Here is a 22278-nt window from a genome sequence, read left to right as displayed (position 1 = left end):
TTCGGTTAGGGGACTTAAATATAATTATTTTCAGTTTAGTATTTTCAACCACTCATTTTTAACAGATTCCCAGCTATAATTCTCCAAATTTAACCTGGCATCCAAACTTATTTTCTGTGCCGACTCTTGATTTTCAAGAAGATAACAGATAGCTTTACTCATAGCAACCTCATCACCAGCATTCACTAAAACACCACTTTTCCCGCCTTCAATAATATATGAGATTCCCCCTACATTAGTTGAAATAACAGGAAGACCAAGGGCCATCGCCTCTAAAACACTCACGGGAATATTATCAATAAAACTGGTATTTAAAAAGATGCTAAAATCATCTGAGAGTTGTATCCATTTTTCCTTTTTCAACTTTCCTTTAAAAGTAATGTTCAAATTGTTTGAAAGAGCATATTTTTTACAAATCTCTAAAGTACCATCCTTATCCGGACCCACCATACAGAGATGAGCATTAGGGAACCTTTCAAGAATCAATTGAAATGCTTTAATAGCCATCATAGGGTTGTATATCTCATCAAAAGCTCTTACCCATAACAATTTTGGACGCAACTCCTTTCTAAGCTTAAATTTGTAACTCTTAAGATCTAGTGAATTTGGAATATATACTACATTATTGAATGCTAAACCGCTCACCTCCTCTTTAAGATATTTTGAGGGAGAAACAATAACAAAAGCTTTAGCTAGAAGCGAGGTACTTGCCTTTTTTGATCTATTAAATCTAGATATGAGATCTCCGCCATGTAAAATGGGAATATATTTTATTTCAAAAAAAATAGAAAGCTTACTCAATATCACTGCGTACCAAAAATTTTGAGTACTATACACATCAATAAGAACATAACTAGACTGGGATCTATTTTTAAGAAACACCCATATCATCTCTAAAAGCCTAATTATTTTATTGGTTTTACAAGAAGCTGAAAAAACTTTGAATTCTTCTGCAGTCAGGTTTTCTACCAACTTATTATGGGTAGTGGGATTAGTTTGTGAATTTGAAACCTTATTACCTATATAAATAATGCTTGGCTTCATTACTGGAGTAATAAATTCCACTTATTTTTTATAAGCTCCCAATCAAAATTGTCTACTTTTTCCCGAGCATTTAATGTCATAAGATTAGCTTTCTTCTGATTGTTTAGAAGATACAAAATTGCAGAGACCATTTTATCCTTATTATGAGAAGGAACCAATAAACCATCCTTATTATTTTCAATAAGAAAATGCATTCCACCAACATCTGTAGATACAATGGATAAACCCAGTGCCATAGCTTCTATTACACTAATAGGGGTGTTATCTATATTAGTAGTGTTCAAGAAAATATCATAATTCACAGATAATTTTGCCCACTCTTTTTTTCTAAGTTTTCCTGTAAATTTCACGTCAAGATTATTCTTTTCTGCGAATGCCTTACATTTAGCCAAGGCACCATCTTTCTCAGGCCCAACCATACATAGCGAAGCTTTTGGGAAGTGTTGCTTTAATTGCTCCAAAACTTCAACCGCCATCATTGGGTTATATCTATTCTGAAACCTCCGTACCCACAATAATTTAGGGTTAAATTCTAATCTATTTTTAAATGGATATTTTTTTAATTCTACAGAATTTGGAATGATCTGCGTATTAGAGAAACCCGCATTTACAAAGACATCGTATAAGAATTTTGAAGGAGCTACATTCATCTTCGCATTTCCAAATAGACTTTTGCTAAATTTTGGAGAATGTGTTATCCTCTCTGGAAGATTTCCTCCATGCAGTATAGGTATGTACTCAAGATCGAAAAACTGGCACGCTTTTCCTACCATATAAGCGTAATAAAAATTTAACGCTCCATAGGTATCTATAAGAACCACATCTGTAGACTTATGATATTTCATAATAAGACCTAACATTTCTAATAAACGTAAAGCCTTATTATTTTTATTAGACGCAGTTCTAACGGCATAGCCCTCTTTCTTCAACACTTTGCTAAAAAAGGATATATACGTAGCTGTAAAGCTGTTAATGGTTAAGTCGTTTCCTATATACAGGATTCTTTTTTTCATCTACGATATATAATAATGCAAGGCCATACACAAAACCGGGCAAAGCTATTCTCATAGCAGAGTGATTTATGGTTAGAAACCAAAATGCTAAGAAAGCTAAAAAATAATAATTGTTCTTGAATTTAAACCAAAATACTACGGGTACAAATATAAGAATTAGAATGGCAGCTAACCCCAACAATCCATGTTCAGATAATAATCTACTTATTTCATTGTGAGAGGCAGTTGCAGAACCAACTTCGTCAGACCGATACTCTTTAGCTTTACCAACCCCTACTCCCATTATAGGGTGATTATAAAATCCTTGCAATTCGGTTTCAATAAGTTCTGCTCTACCTGTTGTAATGTCATCTTCTAATTTTCCGGCAGCGTCTCTATTAGTATATCTATACGTTATTAATCCTTGTGTTTTTAGTGTAGTATACATCCAAATAATTATTAAAGCTCCAAAAAAAATACCTGATTTTCTTAGTAGTTTTACTTGATCTATTCCTATCTTTTTTTGATAGAAAATAAGAACGAAGGCAATTATACAAATGATACCTGTTAATACTCCTCCTCTAGAAAAGGTAACCATTGCTCTAAAGAACATCATCCCAAAAATTATCAAATCTATTAAATTGATCATTTTATTTTTTACGACAAAAAGTCGTGAACATGCTAAAAAAGCACCCAAGCCCATCACTGTTGAGATTTGATTAGGTCCATACCCTCCAGAGGCTGCGTAATTAGATCCAGTTCCACTCATTAAAGCCTCGCCAATATTAGGTGTGTAAAAATATAGATAAGTCATATTAGCTACTAGAGGCATCAATAATAGTATTATCAAATTATTGAATTGATCAGCACTAATTTTTTTATAATAGCAGTACAAAGCACTAACCCCTAAACAAACCGGCCCACTTAAATTAAATGCTATGGCTTTACGGAAAACCACATCATAATTTAAAGTTATGGAGGCCATTATGATCCCAGGAATTAGAATCAATAAATAGAGCCAATATGGTACTGTTTTAGAAGATGTCCCTTTGTAGAACATACCTAACACCAAAAATATTATTACCGAATATTTCCCGGTTTCATAAAAAACCATGGCTCCATTCATTCTATAAAATACTTCTGCCCCAGCAATATATGCTGCAGCCATTAAAGCTTCATTATTTTTATTATCCTTAAGAACTATATAGAACACGAAGAAAACCATTGTCCCTAGTAAAAGGATAGAGGCAGATGGCCTGTAAGCATAGACCAGATATCCCATAAAAATATGAGCAACTAATATCTGGAGGTAACCAATGTTTGTAAAACTTTTTATAGCTTATCTAATTAGTTATTAGTATTGAATTATAAAACTCAATTAATCTGGAAACTACTGTACTTGGCGAATATTTTTTAGTGATATCATTATGGAATTTCAAAGCATCAGTTTTCGCTAATTCTCTATTAGAGTAGTAAGTGTTAAATGCTTTGGACAAATAGATGTGATCTTCTTTTCCTACAACTATACCATTATTTTTAATTACATCTTTACAATGCCCTACATCTGTAGAAACCACACAGAGACCTGCCAAACCATACTCCAGAAGTGCTACTGGTAATCCTTCCGACCTTGAGGAAATCACCCCTAAATCTGCCTGTTTAAGTAAAAAAATTACATTTCTCCTAGAGCCGTAGTAAAACATCTTTTTATTAGTTCCTGAATTTTCTAATTCTTTCAATATTTTTTCAGAATATAAAGTGTCTAGATCATTTCCTATAATATGCAAACTAACATTCTTATTTTTAGCAAATTCCTTAAAAGCTTTTATAAGATTAGAGTAATCTTTTTCAGGTCTTAAATTTGCAACACAAATAATTTTAAATGCATCAGCTTCTCCCTTTAAAGTTAGATCTCCAACTTTCGAAGAAGAATTATTCAAAACAAAATTCGGCAAATCGATTACATTTTTACAATTCAAATTCTCTTTTGCCCAATTACTCAAAGATATATTAACGGTTATAATACCATCAAAAAAGCGAGAAAGAAATTTTAGAGTATTCAATTCAAAAAAATTCATTTGCTCACTAGCTCCGTTATGTACATGCCAAACAAGTTTAAAATTTGGCCATAACATTTTTACTAAGCTAGCAATGAAATATGAGCTTCCATGCGCTTGTACTACATCAATATTATGGTATTTAATGAAATTCTTTAATTTGAAGATGGCATTAGTATCTAAAATGCTCTTTTTATTCAAAAAAACATAATTAACCGTAGTATGCAATTCTTCTTTTAAAAAACCATCCAAACGGGTACAGCATAAAAAAGAACCCTCAATTCTTTCTGCCAAAGCATTGGCATAGGAAACTGACATTTTCTCTGCTCCACCTAATCTTAAAGAATCTATTAGTTGAAGAACTTTCATGGTTTTATAGACTTTTTAAAGATCATTATCTATATTTTAATTACGCTCTTTATAGCCTCATCAAAATACTCTAAAGTGTATTGCTGAGACCATTCCATAGCGTTTACCGACATTTCTTGCAGTTTTGCTATATCAGATAATTTATCTTCAATCATTCTTGTTGCACTTTCCACATCAGGCTCTATTAAAATTCCTCTCTTGCCATAATCCAACATCCAGTCCACACAAGAAATATTGGTAGCAATGGGGATGCATCCAAAATACATGGCTTCAGCAATTGCCTTTGGCCAACCCTCAGATTTTGAAGCCAAGATCAAAAAATGTGAATTACAATAGGCCTTTTTTACTATTTTTAAATTTTGATTTCCCATTAACTTAATAAATGGATCTAAATTATTAATAGTAATATATTCTTCTAACTCTTGTTTCATAACACCATTACCGTACATTTCTAAGGAAACAGGAATCCTCATCTTTAAAAGATTTTCAATTAACTTGATCGTAAAGAAAGGTCTTTTACCTTCGTTTAACGTTCCTACAAAAACAAATTTATAAGGGCTAGTTATTTTCTTAATTGAGTTTATCTTTTCAGTTTTGCTAAATGACGCTGTAAAAAAGGGAACAATATTTTTAGTTTGACCATCCCACTCTCCGTAAACCAATACTTTGATATTCTTACTAAGTCTTGCATTACTTAATATCTTCTTTTGCCATTTATAACTCCAAGGTTGTGCTGCATTGGGATCCCAATTCCCTGCATACTTAACTGTCTTAGGTTTCTTCGGAAAAAATATTTGCAAAATACAACCAATAAGCCCAATGTTTCCCGGACTTCTTAAATGAATATGATCTGCGGCATTCATTGCGTTTAAAATTCTAAAAACAATAAATGGCATGTTTAAGAAACTCTTTAAAGTCATTAAAAAACTTAAGAAAGAAATTTGAGGGATTGTCTTAAAGCTAATAGTATCTTTTAAATATTTTGATTCTATTTTTGTAATTGAATCTTTAGATAATGGAGCAACTATGATCACATCAGAAGCATATTTAAACCATAAATTCATCTCTCTAATGTAGGGCTCGTAAGAATAATATTCTTCATTCTTTTGTTTATGCAGAATATGTGTAATTACAGCTAACTTCATGTTATTTCTAAGGCAATTTGAGAAGTGCAAGATATTAATTTACACTTTTATAATTAGCACATTTCTATTTACTTACATTAACTTTTAATTTTAGTATTATAAGATTTTAAAAGATGATAATTAAATGTAATATTGAGCTCAAATACATTTTGTTATTATAGTTTTCGAATTCCGTAAATTGAAGTTATAACTTCATGATTTAAATAAACACCGCTTTGTGAGAAAGTTCCTGAATACAATTCTGCCGTATAAAAAAAGGCGGGAGATACGAAAAATCTTTGATAAGAATCTACAATCCATTTCGAAAAAACTAAATTATAGATATAAATTCACAGGAGTTTACTGCCCATATTGTAAAAATTATTTTAAACAATTCGATGATTTTGGAGCAACAATTCGGCAAAATTCTCAATGTCCAGTTTGTAAAAGTCTGGAAAGACATAGAATGATTTACCTATTTCTAAAAGAAAAAGGTTTAGTTTTTGAAAATTCTAAGACAATCGATCTCCTTCACGTAGCACCTGAAAAATGTATTTATGATAAGATTAAATATTCAAATCATATTGAATATTTTCCACTAGATCTATATCCAGATTATTACTACTATTTAAATGGCCCAACGTTAATAAAGGGGGACGTAACTGACCTTCAATTTATAGACGAAAAGTTTGACTTTATATTTTGTAATCACGTACTAGAGCATATTCCTGATGATAATAAAGCTATGAGCGAACTATTTAGAGTACTGAAAAAAGATGGAAGCGCTGTTCTTTTAGTCCCAATTGACAAACAATTATTAGAAACGTACGAAGACTTTAGTATAACAGACCCAAAAGAAAGAGAAAAAGCTTTTGGCCAAGATGATCATGTAAGATTATATGGAAAAGATTACGTAAATAGATTAGCAACAGCAGGTTTTAAAGTTTCTGCTATAGATTACTGGAATACTTTATCAAAACGTGATCGCTTTAAATATGGAATATTAGAGAATGAATTGATCTATTTTGTAGAGAAATAGTACATGAATTAATTTCTCATCTTTGGTTTATTATAAATCAAACTAAACCAACCCGCAACTCTTCCTAAGGTTTCTGTAAACGCCGCTTTTTTCTGAGAGGTGTTTATAACATTGCCCAAGCGAATAAGGGTAAGAACAAATGCTATGTAATTCCATTTTATCACAGCAGCTATAGATGGGTTAGGATATTTAACACGCCAAACATACCAACCGTTTCTTAGTACCATTTTCCCATATTTAAACTGATTAGGTCTTCCCTCCTCTTCATGTAAATGGTATAGTTGCGCACTGGTATTTACAAATAATTTTCCTCTTTTAGATGCTCTTAAACAAAAGTCCATATCTTCATATAAACCATATCCAATAAAATAATCTGAAAATCTCATGTCACCGAAAAGACTTTTTCTGTAAGAGGAAACTCCCCCCATAAAAAATTCCACTGGATAGGTTTTGCCAGAGGGAGGCAAAAAACTAATTGACAACCCATTAGAAAATTCGGGCATATATCCTGGAGGATCATTACTCAACATCTTCATTTTCTTTCGAAATAAGTTCCTGCTACCTAATTTTCGAGTATATCCATCAATAGAATATTCATCAAAATGAGCTGATTGCTTAGCTGTAAACCATTTTACCTCATCTTTTATGTAACCTCCCACTCCAATTGCTGAAGGATATGTTTTATAGGTAGAAATTAGATTTTTAAAATAATCTGGAGTTAGAACAATGTCATCATCTAGAAAGCATATAATTTCTGTAGTACGAATCACCTTGTCAACACCAAAATTTCTCTGTTTGGTAAGCCCTCTATTATCTTCCGTAACTTTATAATATTCTAAATTCGTGATCTGATTTTTAGATAATAAGAATTCAGTTTCATTATCTAAAGAGCCATCAATTATTAAGATCTGATCTGGATAAAGTGTTTGAATTTTGATAGAATCAAGTAGCCTACTTAACGCTTTTGAACGTTGGTAGGTACAAATTATAAGCGTAAAATCTAATTCCATCGGTGAAAAACTATTCATTCTCTTTAATTAAATACTTGGCCCATTTATTGCTTGCTTCCCATCTCTTCTGCATATTATTATAATATTTAAAAGGATTCTTTATAGTTTGAGAAGCATAGAATTTTAAAAAAAGCACTGTTTTAAAGCCTAATAATTGTTGTTTTGAATAATATTTTAATGCTAAGGCCATTAATGCAGGAGAAGGTTTTGGAGCATATACTTCTGAAAACCAAGGTAGTTTAGGCTTTGTTCTAAATCCTCCCATTGTGGCTTTTAAATGAATAATTTCTAAATTAGGATGGAACATAATCTCATTCCCAAGCTTTCTTAATTGCATTCCAAAATCTACATCTTCTCCATAACTATGCTCAAATACCATAGAAAAACTTATATCTTTTATAGCACTCGTTAATACAATTCCATTTCCTGCTCCAAAAGTTCCCCATTGTTTTACATCTTCATAAATTCTACTTTCTCCTGTCTGGATATACGCAGTATTTAAAACCTCCACTCCATATTTTCTTATTTCCTCTAGACCTCTTCTTAAAAGATCATTCTCTATTCTGTTATCGTCATCACAAAAGAAAACCCATTCCGATTTAATTTCCTTTAATGCAATATTTCGAGCGTTACATGCTCCTGTTTGATGGATGTACTTATGAATGATTTCAAATGGATATTCCTCATTAAGTTTTTCTGTCAACTCAGAATGTACATTTGGATACTGATTCTGCTCAATTATGATAACTCTCTTAGGCAATAAAGTTTGATTTTTTAGATCATCAACAACTTGTAAAACATGTTGCGTTCTCCCAATGGTTGGAATTATAACATCTATTGAATTGGAGTTTGTAAATATTCTTTTTGAATTAATAGAAATATCTGATAGATCTATTTTCTTCTGAAAAAATTTTGATCTGAAGAAAGATGTAAAAAAAGAGAACAAAGGAACTTCCTTCTCAAATTTAAAAATACACCAGAAAAGAATAACCACTCTAAAACTTTTATAGTACTGAAATACAAAAGAAAAAAGTTCATTCTTTGTAGCGGTGTATTCCAGACTTGATCTTTTTCCTGATTTAATTAAACCTGGTGCACTATAACAAAAAAGACCATTTTGTTGTCCAAGTTTAGCAATAGAGTTGATTAAATATTCAAAGTTTTGAATACTATCAAAAAAATCTTTAAATTTTAAGATCACTTCTCCCTTCAACCCGCCAACATCACTGCTCATTCTCCAAGTAGCATAGGTTAATTCAGACAGAACATTCGCAAAAGGTAATTGATCTACATATCCTATGCTTTGCGGTAGATACATAGTATTTACACCATAGGAAGCCATAATAAGATTATGATGAAATACCTTGTTCCAAGATGCAATGTTTAATTGAGGTTTAAGAGCGACATCGCACCAGGCAATTATATCATCTTGAAATTTTTCGGAAAGTGCCCAAAAGGCTTCAACACATGAATTAAATTTAATATCTAAAGATTTTCCATCTTTAAGTACTTCCAGAACTTGACTTGCATTTTGATGGATTATTAATATCATAAATTAGAATACTATTCAAAAATGGTTAAACTTTAAAATTTAAGATAACTTTCCTGTAAAATTCAATATTTTGCAAGACAACTACATCTGTTGAGAATTTAGATAATACTTGCTTACGAGCAGCTTTGCCCATTTGTTCATTCAAGTGATTTTCATTCATTAACTTAACGATCTTACTGGCATAAGAGGCATGATCTTTAGGATCTACTGTAAAGCCTGTTTCGCCATCTATCATTACCTCTGGAGCCCATCCCACATTAGAGGTTACCAAAGCCTTTTCCATACACATAGCTTCTAACCAAGTCATTGGCAATGCTTCTGCAAAACTTGGAAGCAGTATCACCTTGGCAGATGCTATGTAGTTTTGAACTTCCGAATAACTTACTTCTTGTAAATGTTCTACCATAGATTTGGCCTCTTTACTTAGCGAAGTTATAAATAATTCTAAAGTCGATTTGTTTTCAAAAACATCTACCACATCTTTTCCTAATAAGAGAAGTTTAGCATTTGGCTTCTCTTGTACTACTTTATTAAAGATACTAGCTAATTCTAAAACTCCCTTTTTACGAATTATAGTACCAAAATATAGCAACAAGTTTTTATCAACCTTTAAAGTTGAAGGCATAAAATTATTTGGATCTAGACTGTTGGGAATAACTGTTATCTTCTTTTCTAATTTAAAGATGTCAGATGTTACTTTTGCTGTAAAAGCACTTACAGAAACTATTGCATTTGCAGCTTGCAAGGCTCTTTTTTCAAATAATCTATTCTTAGGCTTTTGTTCTCTATTTTCTAAATGGCAAAAATAACCATCAGAGCCATTAAGCCTTATCACCAAAGGACATTTGAACTTCATAAAAGCAGTGATCCCTGTCCAGTCTGGAGCTTCTAAAAGATCTATAGATTTTTCTTTTACTTTTTTATTTATGTATTGCTGAAGATATTTCCTGTAAAAATAAAAGCCACCAAATTTATAGCTCTTTTGTTTTATAAGATAAAAATTGATCTTGTCTTCTTTAAAAGTTTTGTTTTGATCTTGAGCATAAATAAAAATACTCACTTCCATACCTTGATGTATCAGCGAGTGTGCGAGATTTTTAATACTGGTGCCCAAACCTCCGGAACTATTGGTGAATGAATGAGGATATTCTGGAGTTATGAAGGCAATATGCATCATTTAATAAATTCGGTTTAATATTTTGAAAACTCCATACCCTGCAAGGATACAAAAGAAAAATAAATTGATATTTTTTAACAGAAAGTGAATTTTATTTACCCTTATTAGATCGCTATAATATGCAATTAACAGAATAAATATAGGACTAAGCCACCTCATTTCAACATAAGAAATTATAATCAACGAAAATATAATAAGCATTATTAAAGCTACACCGGGAGAAAATAGATTTAAACTGATACTTCTGTTTTTTAATATCTCTAAAAATAGGTAACCTAAACATATTAACAATATAAACCCTAGTCCTCTAGAGCTATAAATAAATACATGTAACAGATCCTTTACAAATTCTTTTAAGGTAAATGAAACATCAAAAAATAAACCTTGAAGAATTCCATCTGGTAATGATTTATCTCCATTTATTTTTAAATATTCATCTGTTTGTTCCCAACTAGGATGATAATAATTTGGAAGCTGCCCATTATTAACCATAATTTGAGCTAAATATTGACGCTGAGTCCAAGTTGCATGTACCTCTTCCGGAGGTAACTTTCTATCGTAAGATAAGTTCCCGTTTGAAACTAGCGATGGTAAATTACAGAATAAAAACATAGCTAACAGTGCTAATGGAATCCAGCTTCTCTTATTCAAATTTATCCCCACTTTAACCATAATAAATAATCCTATAAGGATTACCGGTAAATAAACGAGATACAATTCTCTGGTAAAAACAGCTATAAATAGGGCTAATAATGCCAAATTCACGCTGTAACTTTCCTTATTAGCTGCCCTTCTTATTTCATTCAAAAAAACAACTAAACTGAACACGAATAAGGTATCGTTAGTTCCACTATAAAAATATGCAACAGTACTGATATAAAATATCAAAAATGTAAAACCGACTTTGCTCAATTTTCTAAAATAGAAATAGAAGAGCAACAATAGCAATAAGATCACATTTATCAACCTAAGTGCAACCACTTTTCCTATTAAAATTGATAGAGAGTAAACAAGCCCCAGATAAGGGATAGATATGTTTTTAGAAATAGCAGCATACCAACCTTTAGTTTCAATAAGATCAAGATCGTTTAGGAATACTATCTCATCTACACTACCTCCCGGAAGTGTTAAAAAATAGTATGCGCTCAAAAACGAATATATTACCGTTAAACACAAAAAGGTAATCTCAAAAAACTTTCCTGAATGTTTAATGAAATTTTTTAAGTACATCTATCACCTTATTTATTTCTAATTCAAAAAAGAAGGGCAATCTCACTAGCTGCTCTGTATAAATATCTGAGTTGGTTAATTGAAAATATTCGTTATTCTTTCTATAGAATTCACTCGAGTGCAAACTAACATAATGAAATACCGCTAAAATTTCATTTTCTCTAAGAAATTCAATGAGTCTGGTCCTTTGTTCTAAAGAGTTACATACTAAATAAAACATATGGGCATTATTACTTGCATAGTCAGGAATAAAGGGAAGTTTTATTTCATTTTGTGTGGCCCAATCTTTCAGCTCTTCGTTATATGTATTCCATAATCGAAGCCTTTTTTGTTGGATACTTTCTATGTTTTCTAATTGTGCCCAAAGAAAAGCAGCAACAATTTCAGAAGGTAAGAACGAAGAACCTATATCTACCCATTCATATTTATTGATCTCACCTCTAAAAAATTGAGCCCTATTTGTACCTTTTTCCCAAATAATCTCTGCTCTTTCCACAAAATTGTCATCATTTACAACCAACATCCCACCTTCTCCGGAGATTATATTCTTGGTTTCATGAAAAGAAAATGCTGCCAAGTGTCCAATAGAACCTAATGCCTTTTGAATTCCGTTTCTATCTGTATAGTATGCTCCAATTGCTTGAGCCGCATCTTCTACTACAAATAGGTTATATTTTTTCGCAAGATGCATGATCAAATCCATATTACAAGCAACACCTGCATAATGAACCGGTACAATTGCTTTTGTTCTAGGAGTAATCAAACTCTCTAGAGAATGTTCATCGAATCCCGGGTGTGTGTTTTTGCTATCTGCAAAAATTATCTTGGCACCTCGTAAAACAAATGCATTGGCAGTAGAAACAAAAGTGTAAGAAGGCATAATAACCTCATCTCCCAGCTGAATATCTAGTAAGATAGCTGCCATTTCCAAGGCATCTGTACAAGAAGTGGTAAGTAGGCACTTGTTAAAACCAAATTCCTGCTCCAAAAAATGTTGACATTTTTTAGTGAAATTACCGTTTCCTGAAATTTTACCAGACTTAACCGCCTCTTCAATGTAGCGAGATTCATTACCTGTAAAATATGGTTTGTTAAAGGGAATCATAATTTCCAATAATGTTTAATATATTTCTGAGTTATTAATTCGAATCCCATTTTTTTATAAGAGTCAATAGCTACATTATTTTCAGATTGAGTAACCACATTTAGTATATCAATACTATTTTTATGTAAATATGATTCTAGGCTATGTATTAAAATTCGACCAATTCCTTTTCCTTGTTGATTCTCGTTTACAGCTAATAAACCTATAGAAGCAGAATCTTTTCCCACATTACAAGTTACAAATCCAGTAATCTTTTCATCCTTGAAAAAAATTAAGAAGATATCTGCAAATTGTGAATTTATAGAATTATCAATCCATTTTTCATATAATTCCTGAAACTGTTTTTCGGAGAATTTTGAGTCTAATTTAAAACGGCTATACTTACCGCTTTCATAAGCTAATTCATAAAGTTCATTTATATTAAATTCTGATAATTGGTTTAGTTCAAATATTTCAGGATGTTTATAGTTTATAGGAATTATTTTTTTTCTAAAATTTAATTGAATTTCAGAATAGCTATTAAGAAAGTTTGAAAGAGATAAATTAATTTCAGATTCTGAATAACAATAAATTAAATCAAAGTCAGCTGCTTTGACGTTTTGCCCAACATTATTTTCAACTTTATACTCTCCAACTTTCAGGTTGAAAAAATTGGAATCCCAACCTTTTAAAATTACTTTCATACAATCTCATCAATTATATAAACAGGTCGATTTTTTGTTTGATCGAATATCTTACCTAAATATATTCCACAAACTCCAATGGTAGTAATAATCACACCCGAGAGGAACCAAATGGAAATAATAATGGAACTAAATCCTAACACTTCTATCTTTCCCGTAAAAGCTAAGATCATATAATAAACACCAACTAAAAATGATAATATAGAAACCAACAACCCAAACTTCACAAATAGTTTTAATGGTTTATTAGAAAATGAAATGATAGTATTAAATGCCAAACTAATCAACTTAGAATAGCTATAACTAGATTTCCCTTCTTCTCTATTTGCATGATCAACCTCTAAAGATGTAACATTAAAACCAACAAATTTGACAAATAAAGGAAAGAATTTTATGTAATCTGATATTTCTAATATTGATGAGATTACCTTCTTTTTATATATTCCGAAATTTGCAATTTCATGATCGTAATGTGTATCAGTAAATATTTTATAAGATTTAGAAAAAATATAAGAGGAAGTTTTTTTAAAAAAAGAATCTTGTCTATCAACTCTTTTAGCCAAAACAACATCATAGCCCTCCATTGCCTTTTCATATAGTTTGACAATTTCTTTAGGTTGATCTTGAAGATCACAATCTAGAACAACCACCCAATCTCCTTTAGATATTGATAAACCAGCCATAATTGCAGGGTGCTGTCCAAAATTTCTACTTAATCTTACAGCAGTTACTTCAATATTTTTTTTCGATATGCTTTGAAGAATACTCCAGCTATTATCTTTACTTCTGTCATCTACCAGAATTATCTCATAAGAGACCTGCATACTCTTCATTACCTTTTCGACCTCTGAAACTAAAAGTTCAAGAGTAGCCTCACTTTGATAAACAGGGCTAACAATAGATAATTTTGGAACAGTATTCTCCATAGACTAAATAATTAATTATTTGTTTTGATCTTCTCTAAACATTTCCAGATACGTTCTGAAGCCTTATCTGCTGGAGATTCATTGATCACGTTAAACCAAGTCTTGGCATTTCTAATCACGTCTTCATCATCGTTATTTAGTAAGCTTGCAATTTTATTTGCTATCTCATTCTTACTATTTATCCATATTACAGAATTGGAAGATGGCATCGATCTAAAATGAACATATTTATAGATATTTTCTGTGCTCCAATCTTCAACTTTTTTATTTTCTACATCATAATTGATATAAAAGCAAGATTTGTTATGAGTTACGGCATCAAACACCATAGTAGAACCTAAATTAATCAAAGCACTGCTATATTGTACAGTATTCACCTGTAAGGCCACATCTGCTTTGGTTGGCAAAATGGTATTCCAACTATCGCCTTGTTTCTCCCACAGAGGACTTATCTCTTTTATTATTTCAGGATATGTATCTATAACAGCCTGATATCTTCCCGAAAAATCTACAGGGCATCTTCTAAATATGATACCTAGATGAAGTCCTTCAGCATTTAAAGTTTGCACCGCTTTTGCCAGATCTTCCAAGTACTGAGGATCATCGGGTGAAGTTGTAATATCATCTCCGCTAAAACAAATATATTTTTTTTGAAGATCTAAATTATGCTGTTCAAAAAAAACTTCTTTAGATATAAGTAAGCTGGCATTGTAATGAGCTTCAAACTGTGGTGTGCCTGTAATATGTATATTCTTGGTATTTATATAAGGATAATATTTAACCAATTCGTCCATCATATATTTACTCCAAACAAAATAGTGATCTGCTTCTACCACTAATGTGGCTTTAGACAGGTTATCCCAGGAAAAGATGAAGGAAGCGGTTGGAATATTTAAATCTTGCGCTGCAGTAAGTGGTGCTATTGCCGTTACTGGTCTCTGACTGGTACAAAATACAATATCCGGCTTTTCTCTTTTTAAGACCACTTTGCAATGATCGTAAAATTTGGAACTTCGTTCAGACTTTTTTAACCTATTTCTCAATTGCTTTAATCCATTCTCATTCTTTGATCGGCTCTCTAAAATTGAGACAATTGTATTTTTGAGTCTTGCTTTAATTCCACTAGACGAAGGCGAGAATTTATAAGAACTATATACCGAATCATTCCATTTATTTTCGAAATGACTTAGTTCTGAATTTATCTTAGCTCTTTTTATAAGATCTGTAAATGGTCTTGGTTTAACTTGAAGTTTGATTTCCTTTAATCCAAGAGAACTCAAATAGAACGGAGTTTGATTCCAAAAGATCACCTCCCACCCTAATTGCTCTCCAATCTCTACAAAATTAGAAAAGGCAAAGTTTCTTAAACCTACACCATCAGGAAGTAAAATTAAAATTTTTTTAGAGCTCAAATTTTATAATGATAAATGGGTATTAGCCAAAGATAAAAATAATAGTGAGTAAGGGGAAGATTCTAAAAAGTATTAAAATTTATTCAGAAGTTATTTATCCAACTATAGGTCTTTAAACTGTTTCTGATGATTAATCTCCCACAAAGTAGAATTCTTAAGAGCTGTCAAAAACTCAACTGAACTGTTTCCCTTACCATATGATGTTTGTTGATAGCTAATTTGGTGATCGTCTACCATATCTAATGCTTTGCTAATACTTTTTATATCATAATCTACATGGATAATATCTGCAAATTGAGATCTATTTTGTTGTCTTGTTCCAATGTTTATTATAGGTATTTGGTAATAAGGAGCTTCTCTAATCCCGGCACTGCTATTACCAATTATAAATTGAGTTTCCTTTAGAAGACTCAGAAAATATTCAAATCTTAAAGATGGGATAAGCCTGAATCTTTTATTATCTAAAATGCGTTTGTATTCTTTCAAAATAGTTTTACTTCCTAAGTCATTATTAGGATAGATCACTACATAATTATGATCATCATTCAATAAAGCATCTATAAAGTTTTTTACATAGGTCTCTATATGCAATACTTCTGTGGTAACAGGATGAAACATTGCTACTGCATAGTGCTTAAATGAAATTTGATAATATTCTTTAACAACATCCAAAGCAGGAAGATACGGGGATAACATTAGATCGATATCAGGCGATCCAATTTCAAAGATCGATTTCTCCAATTCACCCATTTGAATTAACCTCTTACAAGCTTCATTATTAGAAACAAAATGAATATGACTCAACTTACTTACGCTATGTCTTATCAATTCATCTACTGTACCAGAGATCTCACCACCCTCTATGTGCGCCACTAAAATATTATTCAACGACCCTACAATAGCTCCTGCCAAAGTTTCTACTCGATCTCCATGTACCACGATCATGTCTGGATCGATCTCCTTTATATATCCAGACAAACCTTCAATAGTCTTTGCCAGTGTTAGATCCATGGTAGTTTCATGAGTAAAATTTTCGAAGGTATGAACGTTGGAAAAATTACAGCGTTCAATTTCAAGTAATGTATACCCATATTCCTGCTGAAGATGCATTCCGGTTACAAAAACAAAGACTTCAAAATCCACATCCGAATCTAAGATCTGAATAAGCGATTTTATCTTTCCAAAATCTGCTCTGGTGCCTGTTAAGAAAAGAATTCTTTTTTTAGTCATTGCTTTATTAGTCTTACTTAACAATATCAGACCATTTTAATTGATTGTCATTTTCTATATCGGAAGTGGAAATCTTACCCAAGACTTGATCATAGTTCTCTGCTAAGATTTCTCCAGTGCCAGGACGCTTTACCCAAATATTTTCCTTTGAGAACACCTCTCCCTTTTTAATGTTTTTTATAGTACACACCGTTGCAAATGCAAAATCTATAGTCACCTTTTCTTCTAATGCCGCTTCCTTTTTACCTCCACGCATTTGCGCAATTTCAGCACTAGAAATTATAAGTTCTGCACAGGCTTTTTCATCCATACTGCAAATAATATCAGGCCCAGTGCGTTTCATATGATCTGTAAAGTGTCTTTCTAAAATAGAAGCACCTAAAGCCACAGCACCTAAGCAGGCATTATTATTTAAAGTGTGATCTGACAATCCGAAAACTTTTTCTGGAAAAGAATTATGAAGTTCCTGCATAGCTCCTAATCTTACCAAATGTATTGGGGTTGGGTATAAGTTAGTTGTATGTAGTAGAGCAACCGGAACTTTGTACTTATCAAATATAGCAACCGCTTTTTTAACGCTTTCAATACTGTTCATACCTGTGCTTAGAATTACAGGTTTTCCAAAACCGGCAATATGTTCTAACAAGGGATAATTATTACATTCTCCACTACCTATTTTGTAAGCCGGAACATCAAAATTTTCTAACCTGTTTGCTGCTGCTCTAGAAAAAGGGGTAGAAATAAAGATCATACCCTTGCTTTCAACATACTCTTTTAAGCTTCTTTCATCTGCCTCATCTAAAGCACAACGTTTCATTATTTCATAAATAGAAATATCTGCATTTCCTGGGATCACCTTTTTAGCGGCAGAACTCATTTCGTCTTCTACAATATGAGTTTGATGTTTAACAATCTCTGCTCCAGCTCTATGTGCAGCATCAACCATTTCTTTAGCAGTCTCGAGAGAACCTTCATGGTTAATACCAATTTCAGCAATTACTAAAGGGGGATAATCTTCCCCTATCTTTCTTCCAGATATATCAATATATGGTTTCATGTGTATCATATTATTTTCTATTCTCCTTTTTCATCAAAAACTCCGCATACTCAAAATCATCTAAGGTATCAATATCAACTTTCGCCCAGAGATGGTCTATCACATAAGCACAATTATTAGGAGCCAACAGTTCTCCGTTTTTTATAATTTCAGCTTTGACAATATAAAGCAATCCATTTTCAAAATATAATGGTTCTAGATCCTGACTTCTTTCCCCCATTTTATAATTGAAGGGTACGAACCTAGAATCTTTTATTTTTCCGAATTTTTGATGATTTCGAGTCACAGTCATTAAACTATTAAAATTACCTTTTAGATAGTCTGAATATGCATTTTCTAATAAATGTTGAGGTCTTAAAGGATTGGTAGGTTGTAATAATATTACGTTATCATACTGCTCATCTAGCTCATCCATTATATGATGAAGAACTTCTAAGGTAGATGTTAGATCTTGAGCTAATTCTAAAGGTCTATCAATAACTTCTGCTCCATTGGTTTTTGCTATCTTTTTTATCTCATCATGATCTGTAGAAACAACAATCTTATCTATAATACCTAAATTCTCTTTGGCAAAATTAATACTATGCACAATTAAGGGTAACCCATCTAATAACTTGATGTTTTTACCCGGTAATCTTTTAGATCCTCCTCGAGCGGGAATGATGGCTATGTTCTTTTGCTTTTTCAGAGCTAATCTTTTTATCTATTTGTTATTTTCAAAGCAAATTCTATACTTTGCAATTTATCATCTATTTTAAAGGTATAGGGTAAATCTCTATAATATGAGATGAGATGCAGCAAAATCAAGTCATTTACTTTTTTTAATGAGTAACATTCAGGAACTTTTTTCCCCATACTTTTCTTAAGCATTTGTCTAAGATTATCCTTCTTTAAACTTTCAATTCTCACTTTTAAAATTCCGTTTCCTAGATTTGGAAGAATCCCAAATAGTAAATTATCTATTTTCCTTTTTTCAGTATTCAAAATTAGGTTTACAGATTCCTTTTCTAAGCTTTGCAGTTCTTCGTTTAGCAAAGTTTCGCCCCATCCTTTCGCATTTACTTCTGTAGACGTTTTAAGCAGACCATTCTGTAAATACTGGTGGTTTAATTGTACTATTCCAGAGATCTGAAAATCTTTAGTTATTTTTTTAGACTCTGAACTTCTATAACTAGGATGCCACTGATGGAACATCAATGTTTCTGAATTATAGAAATCTGTTTTATAGCCCTTATCAATTAATCTTTTATGAACGTCTGTATCTTCTGCTCCCCAGAAATGGTAAAACTCATCGAAGCCGCGTATCTGTTTTAAAGCAGTAACAGGAAATAAACTAAGCCCTGTAGCTTCATGAGTACTTTTTCTATAATTGGTTATATCAGCAAAATTCAGATCTTTTAGATCTTCCTTCGGACCTAAAAATCCAACTTCAAAATAAGTAATGTTCTCTGGATCTTTTAAAGAATAGGCTATTTCAATAAAATCACTTCTGAAGATCATATCAACATCTGCAACAAAACATTGTTCAGTTTTCAGGTCTTTGATCACTGAGTTTAATGCTTTAGATTTATTCCAAGGTTGATATTGGGCAAATCGATATATGTAAGAAATAAATTTATACTTTGAACATAACTCCTTAGCATTCTTAGCCAAATCTGGTTCAGAACCATAATCTACCAAGATAACATCAAAATCTTTTACAGATTGCCTAGCCAAAGAATTGAACGAATTCTCTAATCTATTTAAGTCTCGATTTCTATATGAATAAATTATCGTCAGCAAATTATAAGGCTTGTTGTAGATATTGATATTTCTGATTTACCTGATTCGCAATAAAACTTCGTTCTAATTTAGGCTTTATATTTTCTAAGTTATAGTCTACACCAGATTTTAATAGAATTGGATCTTTCAAAGCTTGAGCAATTAAGCTTTTTATTTCAGAGGAATCTTCCGCATCGTTTATTAAAAATCCATTCACGCCATGAGTGATCATTTCTGAGGTGGCTCCCCCAGGATTAGACTGAATAGGAAACACACCCATAATGATAGCTTCCAATAAGGTATTCGGCATTCCGTCTGATATACTGTTACCTAAATAGATCAAAGATTCTCCCATCAACTTCAAAATTTCGGAATGTGCTCTTTGCTTGTAAATAATTAAATTATCCCAATCATCTAGATTGTTTTCTTTACAGAAAACTTCCACTTTTTCATTTGCTCCAAATACAACAATATTATAACCTGATAATTCAGGTTTCATTGTTGCAATTGCCTTTAAAACTTTAATACACCTCCCAAACTCATGCTCATAACCTTTTATCAAAATAGTTTTTCTTTCAGAAGCTTCCTTTAAGAACTTATCATATTTGTCAAGATCATAACCCCCACCGGTTGGAAAGACTCCTAAAAACTTTCCATTAAACCCAAGCTCCATAACAATTTCATGATCTCTTTCACAATCTGAAAAGAGATAATTTATTCTTTTTAAAACTTCCTTGATCTGTACTTTTGGCTTAGTAAATTCTTTAAAATAGAAGAGATCATTTCCCCAAATATTATAAACCCATTTGGTCTTTGGATATTTTTGCATCACTTCAAGAATTGGCAGACAGGAAGAAAACATTTCAAAACTTTGTACAATATCCGGCTGAATTTCAATTAATTTTTTCTCGAAAATATCTGCTAACTTATTTTGATTGAACTTACTAATAAAATCATAGAGTTTTGGTAATTCTTTCTTTATCGTATATCTGCCCGGATAATTTGTTTTATTTCTCCAACCAATTATGTGGTGCACAAAGCTTATTTTATCTACCTGAATATTGGCATCATATACATCGAGCCAGTAAATAGTATGTCCTTGAACTTCCAATTGTTTGGTCCAATTAAAAAAATGATTAGAAAACATAGAAACCATTAATATCTTCATGCTTCTATTTTTGGGAAAACTGTATTCACTACAGATCTCAAATGGTCTACTGATAAGTAATTTTTTAAATCTTGTCTATTTAAACTGAGATTACCCGATTTTAATTTCCAATCTCTATAAAGCTCGCCAAGCAAGTCAGCAATAACTTCTTCTGAATCTATTTCAGACCAAAACCTATAATCTTCTCCTAACAATCGTCTTGATTCACTAACGCGAGGTCCAAGGAGCAAAATAGGTTTATTTGCTAAGACACAATGAGGAAATTTCCCAGGTAAGAAGGGACTTGTTTCCGCCTTTGCTTCTAATATAACATTTACAGCACTATTCTTTTGCACGTACTGAGTTTCTTCAAAAGGCACATAGTTACCACTTACATAGATGGTATCGTACTTTTCATGGTAATGCAATAACTGCTTTGTATAATGATTCTTTCCACCCAAAAACATCATGCAACTTTGATCTTTAGCCTCTGGAATGTTATTGATAAATTTTAAATAACCATTGATCAATCCTTTAGGATCTCTGCCCCATAACAGGTTACCAGAATGAACAATATTAAAATTAGAAGCATCAAAATAATTTGAAGTAATTTCTAATTGAAATTGTTCCTCCAAGATCTGATGTGGGATAACTATACCTTTTTTTGCAAATCCCTCAAAATAGTTCCCCATCCATTCCATTAATAATTTACTAGGAAAAGCATGAAATGCAGCTTTCACAGAAACTTCCTCCATAAATTCAGCCTTGATCTTATATCCCGGCTCTTTCCATGGGTAAGGCTCAGGATATAGGTGCATTGGATAAGGATCATGAATATATGCCATCCATTTATTATGAAGATGTGGTAATTTAAGTAATGCATGATGCGGTCTAAACCTACCGCCTTGGCTAAGGGTGAGAACAAGATCAAATTCTGAATGATCTAAGTCTTTAAGAGCAGAAACTATGCTATTTCTATCATTAAAAAGGGTAAAAGAAAATCCAAAAATATTTTCTAATGGCTTACTCAATTTAATTTTTAAAATGTAGCGTATTTGCCTTTCTAAGCGACTTAAATAGAAGTATAAACTTCTCCTATTTTCTTTTACGGCTACACATTCAACATCCGATACTTGTATATCTTTCCTAGTATAATGAAGTACTTTTAATTGATATCCTGCAGATTGTAGATTAGTTATAAGAGCCAAATTAGCCTTAGCACCGCTGCTGTCTTCAACATCAATAGATTCAACTACAACTAAGATCTTTTGTTTAGCAGACAATTAAATAATCTTTTTAATTTCTATAAAAAATGAGGAGCCGCAAGCAGTGCGAGTTACAAATATAAAATATTAAGTCTAAA

The 22278-nt window shown here is 31.9% G+C and carries 20 protein-coding genes; 1 reads left to right on the top strand and 19 read right to left on the bottom strand.

The window, feature by feature from the left end; all coding sequences use genetic code 11:
* Positions 1-30: 30 nt before the first annotated feature.
* From BLT84_RS08740 to BLT84_RS08720, 5 genes are all read right to left on the bottom strand, one after another.
* Positions 31-1044, bottom strand: a complete 1014-nt coding sequence (locus BLT84_RS08740; RefSeq protein ID WP_091268159.1) for a glycosyltransferase family 4 protein — start codon at positions 1042-1044, stop codon at positions 31-33.
* Positions 1044-2057 carry a glycosyltransferase family 4 protein gene (locus BLT84_RS08735; protein ID WP_091264632.1) on the bottom strand — a complete coding sequence of 338 codons (1014 nt, stop codon included), beginning with the start codon at positions 2055-2057 and terminating at the stop codon, positions 1044-1046. The genes BLT84_RS08740 and BLT84_RS08735 overlap by 1 nt, the downstream gene beginning before the upstream one ends.
* On the bottom strand, positions 2014-3318 hold the full coding sequence (locus tag BLT84_RS08730) for an O-antigen ligase family protein (RefSeq protein ID WP_172822448.1): 1305 nt from the start codon (positions 3316-3318) through the stop codon (positions 2014-2016). Before BLT84_RS08730 ends, BLT84_RS08735 begins: the two co-directional genes overlap by 44 nt.
* Positions 3319-3379: 61 nt before the next feature.
* Complete coding sequence (locus tag BLT84_RS08725) at positions 3380-4462, bottom strand: glycosyltransferase family 4 protein (RefSeq protein WP_091264629.1); 1083 nt, start codon at positions 4460-4462, stop codon at positions 3380-3382.
* 29 nt (positions 4463-4491) lie between these two features.
* Complete coding sequence (locus BLT84_RS08720) at positions 4492-5607, bottom strand: glycosyltransferase family 4 protein (RefSeq protein WP_091264626.1); 1116 nt, start codon at positions 5605-5607, stop codon at positions 4492-4494.
* A 445-nt stretch (positions 5608-6052) separates the two neighbouring features.
* Between BLT84_RS08720 and BLT84_RS08715 the strand changes: the two genes are divergently transcribed.
* A complete protein-coding gene (locus BLT84_RS08715; protein WP_091264622.1) occupies positions 6053-6625 on the top strand; it encodes a class I SAM-dependent methyltransferase in 573 nt (190 codons plus the stop codon).
* A gap of 8 nt (positions 6626-6633) precedes the next feature.
* On the opposite strand, the gene BLT84_RS08710 is transcribed toward BLT84_RS08715, so the two are convergent.
* The 14 genes from BLT84_RS08710 to BLT84_RS08645 form a co-directional block, all read right to left on the bottom strand.
* A complete protein-coding gene (locus BLT84_RS08710; protein WP_091264618.1) occupies positions 6634-7653 on the bottom strand; it encodes a glycosyltransferase family 2 protein in 1020 nt (339 codons plus the stop codon).
* On the bottom strand, positions 7646-9187 hold the full coding sequence (locus BLT84_RS08705; protein WP_091264614.1) for a glycosyltransferase family 2 protein: 1542 nt from the start codon (positions 9185-9187) through the stop codon (positions 7646-7648). Before BLT84_RS08705 ends, BLT84_RS08710 begins: the two co-directional genes overlap by 8 nt.
* A gap of 25 nt (positions 9188-9212) precedes the next feature.
* Complete coding sequence (locus tag BLT84_RS08700; protein ID WP_231929266.1) at positions 9213-10364, bottom strand: glycosyltransferase family 4 protein; 1152 nt, start codon at positions 10362-10364, stop codon at positions 9213-9215.
* Positions 10365-11513 (bottom strand): hypothetical protein, encoded by a 1149-nt coding sequence (locus tag BLT84_RS08695; RefSeq protein ID WP_157717921.1) that lies wholly within the window; start codon positions 11511-11513, stop codon positions 10365-10367.
* A gap of 58 nt (positions 11514-11571) precedes the next feature.
* Complete coding sequence (gene rffA / locus BLT84_RS08690; RefSeq protein WP_091264606.1) at positions 11572-12699, bottom strand: dTDP-4-amino-4,6-dideoxygalactose transaminase; 1128 nt, start codon at positions 12697-12699, stop codon at positions 11572-11574.
* On the bottom strand, positions 12696-13382 hold the full coding sequence (locus tag BLT84_RS08685; RefSeq protein WP_091264602.1) for a GNAT family N-acetyltransferase: 687 nt from the start codon (positions 13380-13382) through the stop codon (positions 12696-12698). The genes rffA and BLT84_RS08685 overlap by 4 nt, the downstream gene beginning before the upstream one ends.
* Positions 13379-14308: a glycosyltransferase family 2 protein gene (locus BLT84_RS08680; protein WP_091264599.1), complete on the bottom strand. Its 930-nt coding sequence runs from the start codon at positions 14306-14308 to the stop codon at positions 13379-13381. Before BLT84_RS08680 ends, BLT84_RS08685 begins: the two co-directional genes overlap by 4 nt.
* Before the next feature lie 11 nt (positions 14309-14319).
* Positions 14320-15720: a UDP-glycosyltransferase gene (locus BLT84_RS08675; protein ID WP_091264596.1), complete on the bottom strand. Its 1401-nt coding sequence runs from the start codon at positions 15718-15720 to the stop codon at positions 14320-14322.
* Positions 15721-15822: 102 nt separating this feature from the next.
* Positions 15823-16950 carry a UDP-N-acetylglucosamine 2-epimerase gene (neuC, locus tag BLT84_RS08670; RefSeq protein ID WP_091268149.1) on the bottom strand — a complete coding sequence of 376 codons (1128 nt, stop codon included), beginning with the start codon at positions 16948-16950 and terminating at the stop codon, positions 15823-15825.
* Positions 16951-16963: 13 nt separating this feature from the next.
* Positions 16964-18007 carry an N-acetylneuraminate synthase gene (neuB, locus tag BLT84_RS08665; RefSeq protein ID WP_091268146.1) on the bottom strand — a complete coding sequence of 348 codons (1044 nt, stop codon included), beginning with the start codon at positions 18005-18007 and terminating at the stop codon, positions 16964-16966.
* 10 nt (positions 18008-18017) lie between these two features.
* Positions 18018-18668 (bottom strand): acylneuraminate cytidylyltransferase family protein, encoded by a 651-nt coding sequence (locus BLT84_RS08660; protein WP_317040003.1) that lies wholly within the window; start codon positions 18666-18668, stop codon positions 18018-18020.
* 38 nt (positions 18669-18706) lie between these two features.
* Entirely contained in the window at positions 18707-19789 is a 1083-nt protein-coding gene (locus BLT84_RS08655; protein ID WP_034890245.1) for a glycosyltransferase family 2 protein, read from the bottom strand.
* 1 nt (position 19790) lies between these two features.
* Positions 19791-20936, bottom strand: a complete 1146-nt coding sequence (locus tag BLT84_RS08650) for a glycosyltransferase (RefSeq protein WP_231929264.1) — start codon at positions 20934-20936, stop codon at positions 19791-19793.
* A complete protein-coding gene (locus BLT84_RS08645) occupies positions 20933-22198 on the bottom strand; it encodes a UDP-glycosyltransferase (RefSeq protein WP_091264590.1) in 1266 nt (421 codons plus the stop codon). Before BLT84_RS08645 ends, BLT84_RS08650 begins: the two co-directional genes overlap by 4 nt.
* Between the last annotated feature and the right edge of the window lie 80 nt (positions 22199-22278).

The sequence above is a fragment of the Gillisia sp. Hel1_33_143 genome (genome assembly GCF_900104765.1).
Classification (GTDB): Bacteria; Bacteroidota; Bacteroidia; order Flavobacteriales; family Flavobacteriaceae; genus Gillisia.
The sequence above is the reverse complement of the archived record's forward strand: the minus strand, read 5'-3'. Positions and strand labels throughout refer to the sequence as shown.